Annotated in this window: 1 tRNA gene; it reads left to right on the top strand. The window is 57.5% G+C overall.

The window, feature by feature from the left end:
* The first annotated feature begins 161 nt into the window (after positions 1-161).
* A tRNA-Ala gene (locus SM754_RS20145) sits at positions 162-233 on the top strand.
* Positions 234-459: the final 226 nt, after the last annotated feature.

The following is a 459-nucleotide window of genomic DNA, read 5'->3' as shown; positions in this document are numbered from 1 at the left end:
CGTAACAAGGTAGCCGTAGGGGAATCTGCGGCTGGATCACCTCCACTGACCGGGACCAACCCACACGGGTTGGCCCACCTTTCCGAGTTCGGTTTTCCACCGAGTCGTCCGATCGGGCACCTTTGAACTACCAGGGCTAATCATCCTCCCGAGAGGGAGGTGGGCCCATAGCTCAGTGGTAGAGTGCCTCCTTTGCAAGGAGGATGCCCTGGGTTCGAATCCCAGTGGGTCCATGTACGCTCAAGTCGTCCCGAACCAATCCCCTTAAGTGGGAGACGGAGAGAGGAAGACTTGACGACGACTGATGCACCACTCCGCGCAAGCGTGAGTGGGAAGGGTCGAACGTTCGCCTGGCAACTACCAGGGAACGTGATGAAGCCGCGTGTAAGCACAATCCAGACACAAACTGGACTCGTACCATCGAGTCAACAACATTCCAACAGACGTGGCTACTGTGCC

It is taken from the genome of Halorubellus amylolyticus, from assembly GCF_034808145.1.
In the GTDB taxonomy this organism is placed as follows: domain Archaea; phylum Halobacteriota; class Halobacteria; order Halobacteriales; family Natrialbaceae; genus Halorubellus.
Note: the sequence above shows the minus strand (reverse complement) of the source record. Positions and strands in the feature narration are given on the sequence as shown.